The 4652-nt window shown below is 44.9% G+C and carries 6 protein-coding genes; 2 read left to right on the top strand and 4 right to left on the bottom strand.

All coding sequences use genetic code 11. The features are described from left to right. Positions 1-248, bottom strand: a 248-nt coding sequence (locus QUA45_RS27950; RefSeq protein ID WP_333223127.1) for a DUF433 domain-containing protein, incomplete at its 3' end; no start/stop codon positions are given. 270 nt (positions 249-518) lie between these two features. Here QUA45_RS27950 and QUA45_RS27945 point away from each other — a divergent pair. Further along, positions 519-1403 carry an aspartoacylase gene (locus tag QUA45_RS27945; protein WP_333223125.1) on the top strand — a complete coding sequence of 295 codons (885 nt, stop codon included), beginning with the start codon at positions 519-521 and terminating at the stop codon, positions 1401-1403. A gap of 3 nt (positions 1404-1406) precedes the next feature. Here QUA45_RS27945 and QUA45_RS27940 read toward each other — a convergent pair whose 3' ends face one another. Next, entirely contained in the window at positions 1407-2120 is a 714-nt protein-coding gene (locus tag QUA45_RS27940; protein ID WP_333096117.1) for a phosphatase PAP2 family protein, read from the bottom strand. Between the two features lie 161 nt (positions 2121-2281). On the opposite strand from QUA45_RS27940, the gene QUA45_RS27935 reads away from it, so the two are divergent. Next, the gene (locus QUA45_RS27935; protein ID WP_333223123.1) at positions 2282-3361 is read left to right on the top strand and encodes a M23 family metallopeptidase; all 1080 of its coding nucleotides are present in this window, start codon (positions 2282-2284) and stop codon (positions 3359-3361) included. A gap of 84 nt (positions 3362-3445) precedes the next feature. Here QUA45_RS27935 and QUA45_RS27930 read toward each other — a convergent pair whose 3' ends face one another. Beyond that, positions 3446-4009 carry a Uma2 family endonuclease gene (locus QUA45_RS27930; RefSeq protein WP_333223121.1) on the bottom strand — a complete coding sequence of 188 codons (564 nt, stop codon included), beginning with the start codon at positions 4007-4009 and terminating at the stop codon, positions 3446-3448. A gap of 46 nt (positions 4010-4055) precedes the next feature. Beyond that, positions 4056-4289, bottom strand: coding sequence for a hypothetical protein (locus QUA45_RS27925; RefSeq protein WP_190662685.1), 234 nt, complete (start codon positions 4287-4289; stop codon positions 4056-4058). Positions 4290-4652: the final 363 nt, after the last annotated feature.

The raw sequence follows: 4652 nt of genomic DNA, 5'->3' as shown, positions 1-4652 counted from the left end.
TTTCGCTGCTGATGCGACCATTCCAACCAATCTTGCAAATATCTACTTACTGATTCTTGATTTTGTAAATAATACAAAATAGTCGTATAAACTTCTGCCAAAGTTAGAGTTGGATAGAGTTGCTGAATTTCTTCAGGGGTGCGTTCCCGATAAAGATACTCATACAGTACCGTCTCAATCCCGATGCGATGTCCTTTAATGCGAATATCATCCGGTGCTAAGAAATCAAAATACTCATTCAGTCCCATATCTAAAATCCCTCTTTTAGCTATCTACTATTCTACTATTCGGTTTAATCGGAAACAATAATGCGATCGATTTCTTCCCGGTGGCGATCGTATTTTTTTATTTAATGACGAGAAATACCCAGAGAAAGCGGGTTTCTCCGTTCTGCGTGTGATACCTGCTTACTTAAACTTTAGCTAATCTAAATATAAACACATAATCAACCTCAACCTGATGTTTTTTACCAACTGATGACAAATGGTGATACGCTTGGGATAGGAAGTTATTTGTCTATGAACCAAATTAAACGTGTTGCCATAGTGGGAGGAACCCACGGAAACGAACTCACAGGAATTTACCTCGTGAAGAAATTCGATCGCGCGCCAGAGTTAATTGAGCGATCGACTTTTGAAACAATCGTCCTGCTAGCCAATCCCAAAGCTTGCGAAATCGGGACACGCTACATCGATATCGACCTCAACCGCTGCTTTAGAAAGCAAGATTTAGAAAATCCCCATCTCTCCAGCTATGAAGCGCAGCGGGCGAAAGAAATCTACCGCCTTTTTAGCTCAAAAAATACTCATCTGCCAAACTTAATTATCGATTTGCACAGCACCACGTCCAACATGGGGTTAACTTTTATTCTCGCCAGCCATCATCCATTTAACCTGCAACTAGCAGCTTATTTAACCTCTGTGTATCCCCACCTCAAGGTACTCGCTTCTACAACCAAGAATCATGATAGTCCTTTGCTGCGATCGCTTTCCGAATTAGGCGGTACGCTGGAAGTTGGTGCAGTGCCACAAGGCGTCTTGGATGCGTCTTTATTTCAGCAAACTGAGCAAGTTGTCTGCCGAATTTTAGACTGCGTAGAAGCCTACAATCAAGGCACAATGCCTGCTGCAAAAAATCCCCTGACTATTTATCATACCATTGGGGCGATCGACTATCCCAGAAACGAGAACAGAGAAATTCAGGCAATGATTCATCCTCATCTGCAATTCAGAGATTATCAAGCCCTGAATCCCGGCGATCCGATGTTTTTGACCTTGGATGGTGAGTCGGTATTGTATGAAGGTAAATCAACCATATATCCAATTTTTATTAACGAGGCTGCTTACTACGAAAAAGGAATTGCCATGTGTTTTACCCAAAAGCAAATAGTTGTTAGTTATTAGTCATCAGTCATTAGTTATTTCTTGAGAGGGTTCTGGTGACAAAAACTCTTCTTCAGAAGGCGCACTAACAGAACGAAATTGCTTCCATACTTCCAAACTGAGAATACAGGCAATCAGCCACACCAAACCCGCCGTATAACCGGCAATAACATCGGTAGGCCAGTGAACTCCTAGGTAAAGCCGGCTCAAACCAATAGCAGCAATTAATACAACTGTCAAGCTGTAAATCCACCAGCGTTGCCTGGGAAAGCGCGAACCCAAGAAATATCCTAACAAACCGTAAATAACCATTGAAATCATCGCGTGTCCGCTAGGAAAACTGTAAAAGCGAACGTCAACAACGCGCTCCCAAAGTTGAGGTCTAGCGCGCGCAAAAAGTTTTTTTAACAGTAGATTTAAACCTACCGCCCCTGCGCCAGTAACTGCAATAGTTGTGGCTTCAGAGTTATGTTTGCGGATCCACAATATAATACCCAAACTCACGCTCAGGGCTAGCAGCAAATTTGGCTCTCCCAAAAATGTAAAGGCGAGCATGATGCGATCGCGCAGCGGAGTGTGAAGGCTCCTAAGATATAGTAAAATAGATTTATCGAAAGCGTAGGTTTCCTTTTCCAAAACCTCTTCGGCAATAGTGGCAAATCCCCACATCGCCAAAGCAGCAACACCAAGCCCTGCCAGCCGAATTATCGAAATGAGCGATCGAATTTTAGAGCGCATTTTTTAAGTAATTTCAACTTTTAAAAGTTTCAACTGAAAATAATACAACAACTATCGGAAACGAAAACACCTTACCGATCGTCAAGATTCTTGAGCCACTTTATTCTGAATCATTAATTGATTTTTCACTACCCACCTCAGCTTTTACATCCCACCGGCGAATGACTATACTATCAAAAAAATACATTTCTGCAATTTTGTTGACCTGTGGGTTGACAAGTCTTGCTAGTTGTGATAATAACAGCGGAGTAAGTGCCCCGATCGCCGAAGCCCACACGATCGCCCAGCGTCTCGTTTCGACCGCAGTCGCGCAAAAGCCGAACAACCCGCAATTCGGTCAGCCGATCGACTGTACCCTAGGCAAAGACTGTTTTGTGTTGCTGTATTTCGATCGAGAACCCGGCCCCACCGCCGTAGATTTTGGCTGCGGGCGCCAAACCTACGACGGCCACGACGGCACAGACTTTGCCATTCCCGACGCCAAAGCAATGGCAAAAGGAGTTCCAGTGATTGCCTCCGCTGCAGGCAAAGTTTTGCGAGCACGAGATGGTGTGGTCGATCGGCGTTTACAAAACGAGACAGAAAAAGCCAACATCGCAGGCACAGAATGCGGCAACGGCATGGTAATCGACCACGGCGGTGGTTGGGAAGCCCAATACTGCCACCTCCGCAAAGGCAGCGTTGCCGTCAAACCGGGAACCCAGGTACAAAAAGGCACTGTTTTGGGCATGGTGGGAAACTCTGGGATGGCATCTTTCCCCCACGTACACGTAACTTATCGCTATCAAGGCAAACCCGTAGATCCGTTTGTCGGGCCTGACGCGAAGGTAGGCTGCAACATCGCCCGCAATCCAATTTGGGACAAGCCTCTAGACTATATTTCCACAGGTTTAATTCGGGCCGGTTTTGCCAATAAGCCACCCGATATCAACGCTGTCTGGGAAGGACAATTTTCCGAGACTCAACTCCCTGCAAACAGTCCAGCTTTGTTGTTTTGGGTGCAAAGTTACGGAGTGCTCAAGGGCGATCGCGAACAATACAAATTATTTGCACCCAACGGCACAACCATCGCTGACCAAACCAATGAAATTAAAGCCCCCAGCCGCACTTGGTTGGGTTATGTCGGCAAAAGAAACAGTACAAATTCTCCTCTGACTCCCGGAGTTTGGCGCGCCGAATATCGGTTGACGCGGGGCGATCGAGTTTTGACAGAAGTCAAGCGAGAAGTAGAGTTGCGTTAGTCCGTTGACTGTTGACTGTTAACTGTTGACTGTTGGCAGTAGGGAAAAGTAAAAAATATTAAAAATAGGACACTCTTCCGAAGATTATTTCAGCAGCCAGCCAAATAATTCTCCGACACTCAACCGCAGTTGGCTAGCGAAGGACGGCACAGGTAGCAGCAGTTCGGGTTCATCAAATACTGCTGTCTGTTGCTGGGGAACGTAAACAAAAACGCATTGTTCGTCGGGATCGATCAGCCAGCCCATTTGAGTTTCATGATTTAAGCAGTGCAGAATATTTTTAGTAACTTTAGTTTGACTTTGGTCAGGGGACAAAATCTCAATTGTCCAATCAGGAGCTATGGGAAAGACATTAGCAATTTCGCCGTTCTCATCGGCGGGAATTCGGTTCCAGACAAATACTGAAATATCAGGCACTGTTGACCTTCCGCCAAAGGTACAGCGGAGTTCGGGAAATGCTCGTGCAACCTTTTGGGCTTTTAATATAGCGTTAATGACAATAATTAGTTCACATTGAATCGCACTGTGTTTCCCTTGTGGCATTGGCTTCTGAATAATTTGATTATCAATGTATTCGCTGGCAGGTTTAGTTTCGGGTAGTTGGAGAAACTCTTCTAAAGTTAAGGATTTTAATCTTGTTTGTACCATTTTAAGTTCAGCTCTAATGAAGTAGATCTTTTAGCCGCAGTCTAGTCTACGGCAAATTGTTCCAAGCTTGAGCCACAATGTCGCTCAGCCATAGCCTCTGAGCAAAATCGAGCAGATTGTCGTCCGCGAGTACCTCAGCCTTCAATTCATCCAAAGACTGAGATCGCGATCGAGCTATTTGAATCACACCCGCGATCGCCGACGCCACCAATTCTTCATTCAGCGGCTGCTGTCGTAAAGCAATCATTTCTTGAGGATTCGTAGGAATGGGATAATTCATAGAAGTGCATACCGAAAGGAGTAGATATTCAGCCACTGCGGGCCAACCGAGAGCAAGAGCGATCGAAAACCTAAAAATCTGAGAACATTGTAAACTTATTTAAAACTCAATAAGTATTCGGGAGTATAGCCTACTTTGCTCCCTTGTCAACTCCCCCATCTTTATTAATTTATTCAGAATTGAGAGCCTAATCATGCAAGAAATTCTTTATCTAGAAGTCCCGACACCGGATACAGCAGCCGTCTGCACTTGGTTGCAGCACGAATTCGATCCCGGAATCGGAGAAAAAATTATTACTGCTGACGGCTTTCGACTGCTTTCACCAGCCACAACAGCCGAGGTTCTCAAGTCTGGAACTCAAAA

Origin of the sequence: Microcoleus sp. Pol12A5 (assembly GCF_036701435.1) — a bacterium.
Taxonomy (GTDB): Bacteria; Cyanobacteriota; Cyanobacteriia; order Cyanobacteriales; family Microcoleaceae; genus Microcoleus.
Note: the sequence above shows the minus strand (reverse complement) of the source record. Positions and strands in the feature narration are given on the sequence as shown.

Coding starts and splice junctions, on each gene's coding strand:
- QUA45_RS27930 (WP_333223121.1), bottom strand. CDS start 4,009: ATGGTACAAACAAGATTAAAATCCTTAACTTTAGAAGAGTTTCTCCAA.
- QUA45_RS27940 (WP_333096117.1), bottom strand. CDS start 2,120: ATGCGCTCTAAAATTCGATCGCTCATTTCGATAATTCGGCTGGCAGGG.
- QUA45_RS27925 (WP_190662685.1), bottom strand. CDS start 4,289: ATGAATTATCCCATTCCTACGAATCCTCAAGAAATGATTGCTTTACGA.
- QUA45_RS27935 (WP_333223123.1), top strand. CDS start 2,282: ATGACTATACTATCAAAAAAATACATTTCTGCAATTTTGTTGACCTGT.
- QUA45_RS27945 (WP_333223125.1), top strand. CDS start 519: ATGAACCAAATTAAACGTGTTGCCATAGTGGGAGGAACCCACGGAAAC.